Here is a 12,850-nt window from a genome sequence, read left to right on the forward strand (position 1 = left end):
CCTGTCATCCATCCCGTCGTCACAGATAAGGAAGGCCAGATGAACGATCACGTCGATCCACCGCTCACCGATGAGGAGACCGAGTCCACCACGGTCACCGGTGAGGAGACCGAGGCGGCCGGGGCGTGCCCCGTCATGCACGACGCCCTCCCCCACCCGACCCAGGGCGAGGCGAACCACGACTGGTGGCCCAACCGGCTGAATATCAAGATCCTCGCCAAGAACTCGGTCGAGCGTGATCCCTACGGCCGCGACTTCGACTACGCCGAGGCCTTCGGCCGGCTCGACCTCGCCGAGGTCAAGCGCGACATCCACGAGACGCTGACCACCTCGCAGGACTGGTGGCCGGCCGACTTCGGCCACTATGGCCCGCTCATCATCCGCATGGCGTGGCACAGCGCCGGCACCTACCGACTCGGCGACGGTCGCGGGGGCGGCGGCCACGGCCAGCAGCGCTTCGCTCCGCTGAACAGCTGGCCGGACAATGTCGGCCTGGACAAGGCCCGCCGGGTGCTGTGGCCGGTCAAGAAGAAGTACGGCCAGCAGCTGTCGTGGGGCGACCTGATGATCCTGGCCGGCAATGTCGCCCTGGAGTCGATGGGCTTCGAGACCTTCGGCTACGCGGGCGGTCGCCCCGACGTCTGGGAGCCCGATGACGATGTCTATTGGGGCGCGGAGACCACCTGGCTCGGCAGCGACCAGCGCTTCAGCGGAGACCGCGAGCTCGACAAGCCGCTCGCGGCGACCCACATGGGCCTCATCTACGTCAACCCCGAGGGGCCCGAGGGCGTGCCGGACCCGGTCGCCGCGGCCCACGACATCCGCGAGACCTTCGCCCGCATGGGCATGAACGACGAGGAGACCGTCGCCCTCATCGCCGGCGGTCACACCTTCGGCAAGACCCACGGCGCCGCGCCCGATGACAACATCGGCCCCGATCCCGAGGCCGCTCCGATCGAGCAGCAGGGTCTGGGATGGAAGAACACCCATGGCACCGGCAAGGGCGACGATCAGATCACCAGTGGCCTGGAGGTGACCTGGACCTATCACCCGACGCGCTGGGACAACGAGTTCTTCCACATCCTGTTCGCCTACGAGTGGGAGCTGTTCCAGAGCCCCGCGGGTGCGCACCAGTGGCGTCCCAAGAACGGCGCGGGCGACGGCCTGGTGCCGATGGCCCACTCCGACGGCAAGCGCGAGCCGCGCATGCTCACCACCGACCTCTCATTGCGCTTCGACCCGGCCTATGAGGCCATCTCGCGACGCTTCCACGAGGATCCGCAGGCCTTCGCCGAGGCCTTCGCCCGCGCGTGGTTCAAGCTGACCCACCGCGACATGGGCCCGAAATCCCGCTACCTGGGACCCGAGGTGCCGGCCGAGGACCTCATCTGGCAGGACCCGCTGCCGGCGGTCGACCACGAGCTGATCGACGAGGTCGATGCCCGCACGTTGAAGGATCGGGTGCTGGCCTCGGATCTGACCGTCCAGCAGCTGGTGTCGACCACCTGGGCGGCGGCGTCGACCTTCCGCGGCAGCGACAAGCGCGGCGGTGTCAACGGCGCGCGTATTCGCCTGGCCCCGCAGAAGGACTGGGATGTCAACAACCCGGCCCAGCTCGCGACCGTGCTGAGCACCCTGGAGGACATCCAGGAGACGTTCAATGCCGAGCAGTCCGGTGGCAAGCGGGTCTCGCTGGCCGACCTCATCGTCCTCGCCGGCAATGCGGCGGTCGAGAAGGCGGCGAAGGATGCCGGCGTCGACGCCACGGTGCCCTTCCGCCCCGGGCGTGTCGACGCGACGCAGGAGCAGACCGATGTGGACCTGTTCTCCTACCTCGAGCCGTCCGCCGACGGTTTCCGCAACTACGACGGCGGCAAGGCGAACCTGCCGGCGGAGTACCTGCTGCTGGACCGGGCGAACCTGCTGACCCTCACGGCGCCGGAGACCACGGTGCTGGTCGGTGGCCTGCGCGCGCTCGGCGCGACCTACGACGGCTCGTCGCTCGGCGTGTTCACCGAGCGACCGGGCGTGCTGACGAATGACTTCTTCGTCAACCTGCTCGATCTCGGCTCGACGTGGAAGCCGCTGGACTCCGGCTCGCACGCCTTCGAGGGTCGCGACGCCGCCGGCGAGCTCATCGGCACCGGCACCCGCGCCGATCTGGTCTTCGGCTCGAACTCCGAGCTGCGGGCCCTCGCCGAGGTCTACGCGAGCGATGACGCGCACGAGAAGTTCGTGCACGACTTCGTCGCCGCCTGGCGCAAGGTCACCGAGCTGGATCGCTTCGATCTGGCCTGAGCCACCCACGTAGAACGCCGCCGGGACGTCCTCGTCCCGGCGGCGTTCCGCATTCAGCCCTCACACCCGCCGATGACGAAGAATGTGATTCTGGGGCTGCTATAGCAGCCGCGAAACCACATCCTCCGGCGCCTCGGCACGAAGGATGTGTTTCGGCGGTCGCCACCGCGACCCTGAACGCACATCCTTCGTCACGCCGAGAGATCGCGTAGCGCGCGGAGTCCGGCCGCGACGATCGCCTCGGGATCCACCTCGTGGCGCATGTGCAAGCGCGCGTAGACGGGAGCGAGGTCGACGTCGATCGGGCTGTCCCGCTCGCTCTCCACGATGGGATCGGTCGCGGCGCTGCCGATGACGAAGTTCGACATCGCGTAGGTCATCGTGAGTGGATCGTCGACCCCTTCGCCCTCGAGCAGCTCGCAGAATCTCTCGGAGAGACGCAGATAGGCCGGCCCACGCGGAGCACGCAGGCCGATGACCCGCGGCGCCCACGGGTGACGCCGCAGATGGCGGTAGTACGCGAGATAGAGACCCCGATGCCCGCCCTCGGTCATCGCGCGCTGGAGATCGACGTCATCGGCGAGGGCATGATCGAGGGCGAGGTCGAGCAGGTCGTCGGCCGACTCGACGCGTGAGTACAGGCTGGCCGGGGCCACGCCCATCCGGCCGGCCAGCGCACGGACGGTGAGCGCGTCGACGCCCCCCTCGTCCAGCAACCTGCCGGCCTCGCGGGCCAGCTCGCCGATGGCGACCGCTCGGGCGCGACGCACGGGCCTCACGTGGTCCCAGTAGCTCATCGACACCTCCTTATACGAACAATGTTAGTTTAGTCCCATGCTGCATGCCTCGCTCCTCCCCCTCGCGAACGATCGAGTCCGCCTCCGCCCGCTACGGGCGGAGGATGCCACGGCTTACGCCGAGGGTGCCGAGGACCCGACCGTGCGCCGCTACGCCCACCTCCCCGAGCCGCACTACACCCCCGCCACCGCACGGGCGATGATCGAGGGCGCCGCTCACGACGGCCTGGAGCGCGGCGACCTCGCGGTGCTCGCCATCGCCGACCCCGCAGACGACGGCTTCCTCGGCAGCCTGGTGATCTTCGACGTGACCGAGGACAGCGCCGAGGCCGGCTTCTGGCTGCGACCGGACGCGCGGGGAGCCGGACGCTCTGCCGCCGCACTCGATCTCGCGATCGACCTCGCACGGCGCAGCGGACTGAGTGGACTGACCGCGAGGACCGTCACCGACAACACCGCCTCGCAACGGGTACTGGAGGGCGCCGGCTTCGTCGAGACCGAGCGCCAGGCGAGCACCGCCCCCTCCAGACAGCGCATCGAAGCGGTGCACTACGAGCGGTGGCTGCCACGGCCGATGCCCGCCCTCCCCCTGACCACCGAACGACTCGTCCTGCGTCTCCACCGTGCCGGCGACGAGGACTGGCTCCGCCGCATCTACGAACGACCGGACGTCGCGCGCTACCTGCTCGACCCGCCGTGGACGCCGCAGCTGGCCGAGCGCCGCCTGAGCGAACGTCTCCCGAGGACGGGCCTGGAGTCCGATGCCGGTGCTCTCGCCCTCGCCGTCGAGCACGAGTCCTCACCGATCGGCGATATCGCCCTCTGGCTGACCGACGCCGCACACGGGATCGCCGAGATCGGCTGGGTGCTCGATCCCGATCACGGCGGCCGGGGCTACGCGCTCGAGGCGGTCCGCCGGGTACTGGACCTCGCGATCGATCACTACGGAGTCCACCGCGTGACGGCCCAGATGGATGCGCGCAACGGGGCATCGGCCCGACTGGCCGAACGCGCCGGAATGCGGCACGAGGCACATCTGCGGCAGGACTGGTGGAGCAAGGGCGAGTGGACCGACACCCTCGTCTACGGCCTGCTCGCGGACGACGTCCATCCGCGAGGATAGGACCATGACCGACCGATTCGACGAGCTGATCGCCGCGGGCGCGAGCGCCGATGTGTCCGGTTGGGACTTCGACTGGCTGGACGGGCATGCCACGGAGGAGCGACCGGAGTGGCGCTACGCCCGCCGGCTCTCCGAGCGACTCGGCACCGCATCGGCGTCGCTGGACATCCAGACCGGAGGCGGCGAGGTCCTCGCCGAGGCCACCCGCTTCCCTCCGACGGCTGTGGCCACCGAGTCCTGGCCTCCGAATATCGCTCGTGCGACGCAACTACTCCACCCGCGCGGCGTCGTCGTGGTCGCGGACCCCGATGAGCCGCCACTCCCCTTCGGTGACGCGGCCTTCGACCTCGTGACGAGCCGGCATCCGGCCACGATCTGGTGGGGAGAGATCGCGCGCGTGCTCCGCCCGGGCGGCATGTACGTCGCCCAGCATGTGGGCCCGGCCAGCGTGTTCGAACTCATCGAGTTCTTCCTCGGCCCCCAGCCGGAGGCACGCCGCGGCCGGCACCCCGATGACGAGACCGCGGCCGCGACGGACGCCGGACTCGAGATCGTGGACCTCAGGACGGCGAGGCTGCGCATCGAGATCCACGATGTCGCCGCCGTGGTCTATCTGCTGCGCAAGGTGATCTGGTGGGTGCCCGACTTCACCGTCGAGAGATACCGCGAGCGATTGCACGAGCTGCACGACCTCATCCAGACCGATGGGCCTTTCATCGCCCATTCGACCCGCCACCTCATCGAGGCGCGCCGGCCGGCGTGACGGGCGATCACCGCTGGTCGCGGCGCAGCGGGTGATCCTCGGGCACCTCGACCAGGACGATCCGGATGCCGTCGGGGTCGGCGATCCACGCCTCGATAAGTCCCCACGGCTCGGTACGCGGTTCTCGCAGAGCGGTCACCCCCGCCGCGACGAGTCGGTCGTACTCCGCGGCGACATCGCGGACCTGCAACCACAGCTCCGCCGTCGACGCTCCCGAGGCGTCCGAACGTCCGGAGACCTCCACGAGGCCGTTGCCGCAGAAGAACACCGTGCCCGGTGAGTCCGGCGGGCCGAACTCCCGGTGCACCGCCAACCCGAGGGTGTCGCGGTAGAACTCGCGACTGCGCTCGGGGTCGACCGGTCGCAGCAAGATCCGACTGCTCAGTACCTCCATGCCCTCATCGTCGCACCGGCGACGATGACGGACTACCCCTTGCCGGCGCCCAGGAACCCGAGGAACGCCAGCGCGGCCGGCCCCGGATTGAAGTCGCTCCAGGCGAGGTACTCGATACGGGTCGGCCCACCGGTGACGGCCACGGTCCTCAGCCCCCGGCCCGCCGGGACCACCGCCTCCGACAACAGCGTGATGGCGAGGCCCTGCCGGACGAGATCGAGGATCAGGTCCGTGCTCATGGCCTCGAAGGCGACCTCCCGCCGCAGACCGGCGGCGGCGAAGGCCTGGTCCGACGGCAGCCTGCCCGGGCTTCCCTCGGGGAAGTCGACGAAGGTCTCGTCGACGAGATCCGTCAGGCCCAGACGACGCCGATCCGCGAACCGATGACCGGTGCCGACGACGGCGACGAGGCGCTCACGGGCGAGGACCCGGGTGGCGACCCCGCGCGGCACCGCCGAATCGGCCAGCCCGAGGATCGCGATGTCCATCGCGCCCGCCGCGACCGCGGCGATGAACTCGTCGCTCCCGCCACCGCGGAGCCGTATCCGGACGGCCGGATGCGCTCGGCGGAACTCGCGGAGCGCGGCAGGCACGTCGACGGCCGTCACGGTCGGGATCATGCCGATGGTCAGGTCGCCACGGATCTGCCCGGTCGCGGCGGCCGCGTCGGCGGCGGCACGTTCCGCGGCCTCCAGGCTCGCGCGGGCGCCGGGGACGAAGGCCTCGCCCGCGGCGGTCAGCTCGACCTTGCGACTGGTGCGCGCGAACAGCCTCACCCCGAGCTCTCGCTCCAATGCCTTGATCTGATGGCTGAGCGCCGACTGCACCACGAAATGGCGTTCGGCCGCCCGGGTGAAGCTGTGCTCCTCCGCGACCGCTACGACGTACCGCAGCTGCTGAAGCTCCATCCTTCTATGATGACTCTTCATCGTTCAAATGAAAAACATGTGTTGGACTCATCGATAGTCGCGGCCGACGATGGACAGGTGAGCACGACCACCGCCTCCCCTTCTCCCGACACGATGGCCACGCGCGTCGGCTGGACGGTCATGACCGCGATCTCCCCGGCCGTGTGGGGCACGACGTATATCGTGACCACCCATCTGCTGCCGGAGGGACATCCGCTGTTCGCGGCCCTCATGCGATCGCTGCCGGCCGGACTGATCGCCCTCCTGGTCGCTCGTCGTTTGCCGCGCGGCTCGTGGTGGTGGAAGAGCCTGGTGCTGGGCGTGCTGAACATGGCGGCCTTCTTCCCACTGCTGTTCCTCTCCGCGCAGCATCTGCCGGGAGGGGTCGCAGCCACCCTGGGCGCGGCGCAGCCGATCGTGGTGGCCTTCCTCGCCGTCACGATCCTCCAGGAACGGCTCTCGTCCTGGCGGGTCACCTGGGGCATGGTCGGCATGACCGGTGTCGCCCTCGTCGTCCTCGGGCCGGGAGCCGGTCTCGACCCGATCGGCGTCCTCGCCGGCCTCGCCGGCGCCGCCTCGATGGGGACCGGCGTCGTCCTCACGAAACGCTGGGGTCGTCCTGAGGGCGTATCGGCCATCGGCCTCGCCGGCTGGCAACTCACCGCGGCCGGACTGGTCCTGCTCATCCCCGCCATGGTCGTCGACGGCGTTCCGACCGACATCGACAGGCCGGCCGTCTATGGCTATCTATGGCTCGGTCTCGTCGGGGGGCTGCTCACCTACACCCTCTGGTTCAGCGGCATCCGGCGCCTGCCTGTCACCGCCACCGCCCTGCTCGGGCTGCTCTCGCCGCTCATGGCCGCCCTCCTCGGCGCGGTCATCGCCGGCGAGGCGCTCACTCTCGTGCAACTCGCCGGATTCGTCCTTGCCCTCACCGCGATGGTCGCCGGCCAGCTCTCCCCATCTGTCACCAGGAAGGACCTATGAGAATCACCATCTTCGGCGCCACCGGCATGGCTGGCAGCGCCATCGTCACCGAGGCTCTGTCCCGCGGCCACGAGGTCACCGCGCTCTCACGGCGCCCGATGGAGACGCTCGGTCAGGAGCGGCTGACGGCCTTCGCCGTCGATGTCACCGGCCCCCTCGATATCGGGCCGCTGCTCATCGACGTCGACGTCGCCGTGCTCACCGTCCGTCTCCCACCGGGCGAAGAGTCCGAGCTCGCGCCCGTGACCCGGCGCATCCTCGATGCCGCCGCACGCCACGGCGTCCGCGTGTTCGTCGTGGGCGGCTCCGCCCCGTTGCGCTCGCCGACGTCTCCGGACCGGCTCGTCGTCGACGATCCGGCGTACGTGCCGGAGGCGTGGAGGACGATCGCCACGGCGAGTCTCGACCAGTTCCGCGTCTGCGAGCGTCACCCGGAGGCGCAGTGGACCTATCTCAGTCCACCCGCGATCCTCGAGCCCGGCGCACGCACCGGTCGCTACCGCCGCGGCCGCACCACGTTACTCCTCGACGCGGACGGCGACTCCCGCATCACGGTTCCCGACCTCGCGACTGCCCTCGTGGACGAGATCGAGCATCCGAGCGGGGAGCGCCACTTCACGGTCGCGGGCGCACCGGACGCTCGCTGACCCAGGTCGGTCAGTCGGCGACCGCCCCGGCCGTGATGTTGATGGACGCAGCCGGCCGACACGAGACCTCTGAGACGATCGAGTATGTCTGGCTCACATGTGATCTTCATCGGCGGGCGTTCCGGCGCAGGCAAATCGACCGTAGCATTCGCTCTGCACGATCTCCTCTCCCAGCGAGACGTGCAGCATGCCGTCATCGAGGGAGACTGTCTCGACCTGGCGCATCCGGCCCCGGGGGAGCATCACCTCGCCGAGCGGAATCTCGCTGCGATGTGGGAGAACTATCGTGATCTGGGGTACCGGCGGCTCATCTACACGAACACCGTCTCGATCCTCCAGGTACCGGCGCTGACAGAAGCCATGGGCGACGCACGTGAGGTCACATCGGTGCTGCTTCGAGCAAGCGATTCGACGGTTGCCGAACGACTCGGGCGACGCGAGCACGGTGACAGCCTCGAACGGCACGTACAGCGCAGTTCTACGATGGCGGCCCGTCTCGAACGGTCCGCGGGTGACGATGTTCACCGTCTCGATACCGATGTGATGACCCCGCTCGATGTCGCCGAGCAGATCGTCGACCTCTCGGGCTGGGCCGAAGCGAGCGGCCGAGCGGACTGAGAACCGCGCTCGGCTGAACGCCGACCAGGCGGAACTGCCTGTCGCGTCCGTGGGGTGCTCCTCGGGCTCGAGCACAGTTGCGCCGGCCGATCGCGGGGCCTCGCTGACGCTCGGTGGGCGAAGAGGGACTCGAACCCCCGGCCTTCCGGGTGTAAACCGGATGCTCTAACCAACTGAGCTATTCGCCCGAGCGACCTGACGGTCGGGTCGCAACGATAGCGCACCTCACCCTGCAGTCGTCCGCGAGCCGGGGCGACCGGCGGTAGACGGTCAACCTCACCAGGCGGTCATGGGGTTGACCGTCTACCGCCGCTCGCGAGGTGAGGTTGATCAGCTACCGCCACCGCCCGGGCCCCGGGAAAAAGGCCGTGCCGCCAAGGTCTCGGGTCCCTGGCGGCACGGTCAGTCCATCAAAGCAGATGTTCGCTCGCTCTGGTGGCGGAATTCACAAAGATTGAGGCGATTCTCAGCCGACGAGCGACGCGACCGCCTCACGGTAGCCCGACAGCTCGCGGGCCTCGCCGATCTGGTTCTCGACCTTCCAGCGCACGACACCCTCGGCATCGATCAGGTAGGTGCCGCGCACGGCGCACCCGAGATCCTCGTTGAAGATCCCATAGGACCTCGCGACCTCGCCGTGCGGCCAGAAGTCGCTCAGCAACGAGAACTGGTAGCCGTCCTGTTCGGCGTAGGCACGCAGGGAGAACATGTGATCGCACGACACGGCGAGCAGTTCGACGCCCGCATCGGAGAAGACCGCGAGATTGTCCCGCAGCTCGCACAGCTCCCCCGTGCAGATGCCGCTGAAGGCGAAGGGATAGAAGACGAGCGCGACCGGCGTGCCGCGCAGGTCGGCGAGGGACACGTCCTCGCCGTGCTGGTTCTTGAGAGTGAAGTCCGGGGCCTGCTGGCCGATCTCGATCGTCATGACGACGAGCGTAGCGGCCCCTCGCTTCAGCGCCGGTGTGTGGAGAGCTTGGTGACGGCCCAGTCCTCTCCCGCCGGGGAGGTCGTCGTGACCGACAGCCCCGCGATCGGAGCGGCCTCGCCGACGTCGGCGCCGCTCACATGACCCTCCCGCCCCACCTTGGGGGTCAGCAACCAGACGAAGCCGCCCTCGGCGACGTCCTGCAGGGCGTCCATGAGGCCCTCGGCGAGATCTCCGTCGCCGTCGCGCCACCACAGGATCACCCCGTCGACGACCTCGCCGACATCACCGTCGACCAGTTCGTTGCCCGTGTGCTTCGCGATCGCGCCGCGGAGGTCGTCGTCGACGTCCTCATCCCACCCGAGCTCTTGAATCACCGTGTCGGGGGCGAATCCCATCTTGCCGGCGTCCACCCGTTCCTCCTCGTGGTTGATGGCGGAAAACCTACCGAAAAGTAGGTACTCCGAGAGTGCTGCCGGTCTCACACTAGCGGAGACGAAGTGGAATGATGGAGAAGTCCACCCGACACCCAAGGGAGCTTTCCATGCCGCAATCCGGCTCTGAACGTCCGCCCATCATCCACGAGGGTATGCCGACCCAGCTGCCCGACATCGATTCGGAGGAGACCCGTGAATGGGTCGACTCGCTCGATGCGATGGTCGACGACCGTGGACGTGAGCGCGCTCGCTACGTGATGTTGCGTCTGCTGGAGCGCGCTCGCGAGAAGAACGTGGGCGTGCCCGCCCTCCGCAGCACCGACTACATCAACACGATCCCGCCCGAGCGCGAGCCCGACTTCCCCGGCGACGAGGACATCGAACGACGTATCCGTTCCTATATCCGATGGAACGCCGCCGTGATGGTGTCGCGCGCCAACCGTCCGGGCCTCGGCGTCGGCGGTCACATCGCCACCTATCAGTCCGCGGCCAGCCTGTACGAGGTCGGCTTCAACCACTTCTTCCGCGGCAAGGACCATCCCGGCGGCGGCGACCAGATCTTCTACCAGGGCCACGCCGCACCCGGCATCTACGCCCGCTCCTTCCTCGAGGGGCGCCTGGACGAGGATCAGCTCGACCGGTTCCGGCAGGAGCACTCTCACGGCTTCGGCAACGGCCTCTCGTCGTATCCGCACCCGCGGCTCATGCCGAACTACTGGGAGTTCCCCACCGTCTCGATGGGCCTCGCCGCGATCAACTCGATCTACCAGGCGCGGTTCAACCGCTACCTGCAGAACCGGGGCATCAAGGACACCAGCGAGCAGCACGTCTGGACCTTCCTCGGCGACGGCGAGATGGGCGAGGTCGAGTCCCTCGGCGCCATCGGCGTCGCCGCGCGCGAGCAGCTCGACAATCTCACCTTCGTCGTCAACTGCAATCTGCAGCAGCTCGACGGCCCGGTTCGCGGCAACGGCAAGGTCATCCAGGAGCTGGAGTCGATGTTCCTCGGCGCCGGCTGGAATGTCATCAAGGTCGTCTGGGGACGCCAGTGGGACGATCTCCTGGCCCAGGACACCGACGGTGTGCTCGTCAACCAGATGAACCGCACCCCCGATGGCGAGTTCCAGACGCTGTCGGTCGAGTCGGGTGCCTACAACCGCGAGCACTTCTTCGGCGCCGACCCGCAGCTGCTGAAGATGGTCGAGCACCTCACCGACGAGGACATCGAGAAGCTGCCCCGCGGCGGACACGACTACCGCAAGGTCTACGCGGCCTTCGACGCGGCCCGCAAGCACACCGGTCAGCCGACCGTGATCCTGGCGCACACCGTCAAGGGCTGGCTGCTGGAGTCCTTCCAGGCGCGCAATGCGACCCACCAGATGAAGAAGCTGACCAAGGACGATCTGAAGAACTTCCGCGATCGGCTGCACATCCCGGTCACGGACGAGCAGATCGACTCCAGCGATATCGCGCCCTTCTACCACCCGGGCAAGGACAGCGACGACATCCAGTACATGCTCGAGCGCCGCAAGCAGCTCGGGGGCTCGCTGCCCAAGCGCGTGGTCCGCGGCAGCGAGCTGAAGCTGCCGGACAAGGGGTTCTACGGCGAGCTCAAGAAGGGCTCGGGTAAGCAGCAGATCGCCACCACGATGGCCTTCGTGCGGTTGCTCCGCGACTTGATGAAGGACAAGAACGTCGGGCCGCGCATCGTGCCGATCGCGCCGGACGAGTACCGCACCTTCGGTATGGACTCGATGTTCCCCTCGAACAAGATCTACAGTCCGCAGGGGCAGACCTATCAGTCGGTCGACCGCAAGCTGCTGCTCGCCTACAAGGAGTCCGAGACCGGTCAGCTGCTGCACGAGGGCATCAGCGAGGCCGGAGCGATGGGTTCGGCGATCGCCGCCGGCAGCGCCTACGCGACCCACGGCGAGCCGATGATCCCGGTCTACATGTTCTACTCGATGTTCGGCTTCCAGCGCACCGGTGATTCGATCTGGGCGATGGCCGATCAGATGTCGCGGGGCTTCCTCGTGGGCGCCACCGCGGGTCGCACCACGCTGACCGGCGAGGGCCTGCAACACGCGGACGGTCACTCTCCGCTGCTGGCGAGCACCAACCCGGCGATCGTGCACTACGACCCGGCCTACGCCTTCGAGATCAGCCACATCGTCGAGGACGGCCTGCGCCGGATGTACGGTCCCGAGGCGGAGAACGTCATCTACTATCTGACGGTCTACAACGAGCCGCTGCAGCAGCCGGCCGAGCCGGAGGACCTCGATGTCGAGGGACTGCTCCAGGGCGCCTACCGTTACCGCAAGGCCGAGGCTGGGCAGACCCGCGCCCGCATCCTCGCCTCGGGTGTCTCGGTGCCGTGGGCGCTGCAGGCCCAGGAGATCCTCGCCGAGGAGTACGACGTGGCGGCCGATGTCTGGTCGGTCACGTCCTGGAACCAGCTCGCCCGTGACGGCCACGAGACCGAGGTGCGCAACTTCAACCATCTCGGCGAGGAGCGCGAAGTCCCGTACATCACCCGGGCCCTGTCCGAGGAGCCCGAGATCGTCTCGGTCGGTGTCAGCGACTACATGCGCTCGGTCCAGGACCAGATCGCCCGCTGGGTCCCCGGACCCTGGCAGTCGCTCGGTGCCGACGGCTTCGGCTTCGCCGACACGCGTGCCGCGGCCCGCCGCTTCTTCCAGATCGACGCCGAGTCGATCGTGGTGGCCGTGCTCGCCGAGCTCGCCGCCACGGGCGATCTCGACGCCAAGATCGCGCGGGAGGCGTACGAGCGCTTCCAGCTCGACGACCCGAGCGCCATGGCCGGTGTCCCCCAGGAGGGCGCCGACGCCTGACCGGCATCATCCCGACGACGGGCCGCGGCACATCGCCGCGGCCCGTCGTCGTGTGTATCGCGCCGGAGCTGCTCTGGAACAGTCCCCCTAGACTGTTC

12 protein-coding genes and 1 tRNA gene are annotated in these 12,850 nt (G+C 68.5%); 7 read left to right on the top strand and 6 right to left on the bottom strand.

What is annotated here, in order from left to right; translation table 11 throughout:
* Positions 1-39: 39 nt before the first annotated feature.
* Positions 40-2,298 carry a catalase/peroxidase HPI gene (katG, locus tag JL108_RS13875; RefSeq protein WP_205198833.1) on the top strand — a complete coding sequence of 753 codons (2,259 nt, stop codon included), beginning with the start codon at positions 40-42 and terminating at the stop codon, positions 2,296-2,298.
* 191 nt (positions 2,299-2,489) lie between these two features.
* Here the strand turns inward: katG and JL108_RS13880 are convergent, their stop codons facing one another.
* On the bottom strand, positions 2,490-3,095 hold the full coding sequence (locus JL108_RS13880) for a TetR family transcriptional regulator (RefSeq protein ID WP_205198834.1): 606 nt from the start codon (positions 3,093-3,095) through the stop codon (positions 2,490-2,492).
* A gap of 37 nt (positions 3,096-3,132) precedes the next feature.
* On the opposite strand from JL108_RS13880, the gene JL108_RS13885 reads away from it, so the two are divergent.
* Both JL108_RS13885 and JL108_RS13890 read left to right on the top strand, forming a co-directional pair.
* Positions 3,133-4,218 (top strand): GNAT family N-acetyltransferase, encoded by a 1,086-nt coding sequence (locus JL108_RS13885; RefSeq protein ID WP_205198835.1) that lies wholly within the window; start codon positions 3,133-3,135, stop codon positions 4,216-4,218.
* Positions 4,219-4,222: 4 nt separating this feature from the next.
* Positions 4,223-4,981, top strand: a complete 759-nt coding sequence (locus tag JL108_RS13890; RefSeq protein ID WP_205198836.1) for a class I SAM-dependent methyltransferase — start codon at positions 4,223-4,225, stop codon at positions 4,979-4,981.
* A gap of 7 nt (positions 4,982-4,988) precedes the next feature.
* Here JL108_RS13890 and JL108_RS13895 read toward each other — a convergent pair whose 3' ends face one another.
* Complete coding sequence (locus JL108_RS13895; protein WP_205198837.1) at positions 4,989-5,375, bottom strand: VOC family protein; 387 nt, start codon at positions 5,373-5,375, stop codon at positions 4,989-4,991.
* 32 nt (positions 5,376-5,407) lie between these two features.
* Positions 5,408-6,283 carry a LysR family transcriptional regulator gene (locus tag JL108_RS13900; RefSeq protein WP_240191086.1) on the bottom strand — a complete coding sequence of 292 codons (876 nt, stop codon included), beginning with the start codon at positions 6,281-6,283 and terminating at the stop codon, positions 5,408-5,410.
* Between the two features lie 78 nt (positions 6,284-6,361).
* Between JL108_RS13900 and JL108_RS13905 the strand changes: the two genes are divergently transcribed.
* The 3 genes from JL108_RS13905 to JL108_RS13915 all read left to right on the top strand — a co-directional run bounded on the left by JL108_RS13905 (position 6,362) and on the right by JL108_RS13915 (position 8,535).
* A complete protein-coding gene (locus JL108_RS13905) occupies positions 6,362-7,270 on the top strand; it encodes an EamA family transporter (protein WP_307837273.1) in 909 nt (302 codons plus the stop codon).
* Positions 7,267-7,917 (top strand): NAD(P)-dependent oxidoreductase, encoded by a 651-nt coding sequence (locus tag JL108_RS13910; protein ID WP_205198838.1) that lies wholly within the window; start codon positions 7,267-7,269, stop codon positions 7,915-7,917. Before JL108_RS13905 ends, JL108_RS13910 begins: the two co-directional genes overlap by 4 nt.
* Positions 7,918-8,001: 84 nt before the next feature.
* Positions 8,002-8,535, top strand: a complete 534-nt coding sequence (locus JL108_RS13915) for an AAA family ATPase (protein WP_205198839.1) — start codon at positions 8,002-8,004, stop codon at positions 8,533-8,535.
* Positions 8,536-8,649: 114 nt separating this feature from the next.
* Here JL108_RS13915 and JL108_RS13920 read toward each other — a convergent pair.
* From JL108_RS13920 to JL108_RS13930, 3 genes are all read right to left on the bottom strand, one after another.
* Positions 8,650-8,723 (bottom strand) — tRNA-Val (locus JL108_RS13920).
* A gap of 278 nt (positions 8,724-9,001) precedes the next feature.
* Positions 9,002-9,463, bottom strand: coding sequence for a peroxiredoxin (locus JL108_RS13925; RefSeq protein WP_205198840.1), 462 nt, complete (start codon positions 9,461-9,463; stop codon positions 9,002-9,004).
* A 26-nt stretch (positions 9,464-9,489) separates the two neighbouring features.
* Positions 9,490-9,876: a DUF3052 domain-containing protein gene (locus tag JL108_RS13930; protein ID WP_087623923.1), complete on the bottom strand. Its 387-nt coding sequence runs from the start codon at positions 9,874-9,876 to the stop codon at positions 9,490-9,492.
* A gap of 131 nt (positions 9,877-10,007) precedes the next feature.
* Here JL108_RS13930 and aceE point away from each other — a divergent pair, with 131 nt between their 5' ends.
* The gene (gene aceE, locus JL108_RS13935) at positions 10,008-12,752 is read left to right on the top strand and encodes a pyruvate dehydrogenase (acetyl-transferring), homodimeric type (protein ID WP_205198841.1); all 2,745 of its coding nucleotides are present in this window, start codon (positions 10,008-10,010) and stop codon (positions 12,750-12,752) included.
* Positions 12,753-12,850: the final 98 nt, after the last annotated feature.

This window comes from Aeromicrobium sp. YIM 150415, from assembly GCF_016918125.1.
GTDB classification, from domain to species: domain Bacteria; phylum Actinomycetota; class Actinomycetes; order Propionibacteriales; family Nocardioidaceae; genus Aeromicrobium; species Aeromicrobium piscarium.